This is a genomic window from Methylobacterium sp. Leaf89, assembly GCF_001422215.1.
Taxonomy (GTDB): domain Bacteria; phylum Pseudomonadota; class Alphaproteobacteria; order Rhizobiales; family Beijerinckiaceae; genus Methylobacterium.
Map to the genome: position 1 here is coordinate 1 of NZ_LMML01000028.1, position 207 is coordinate 207.

At 71.0% G+C, this 207-nt stretch carries 1 pseudogene; it reads left to right on the forward strand.

The window, feature by feature from the left end:
- Positions 1-207, forward strand: a pseudogene (locus tag ASF18_RS24140) (calcium-binding protein); the annotation flags it as partial.

Consider the following 207-nt stretch of genomic DNA (forward strand, 5'->3'; position numbering starts at 1 on the left):
CCAGTCCAACATCCTGATCGGCAACAGCGCCGCCAACATCCTCGACGGCAGCGGCGGCAAGGACGTGCTCACCGGCGGCGGCGGCAACGACACCTTCGTGTTCCGCGCCGGCGAGACCCACGGCGACAAGGTCATGGACTTCAGCGGCGCGGGTGCGGCGGCCGGCGACCACCTGGCGTTCTACGGCTTCGGCACGGGCGCCACGCT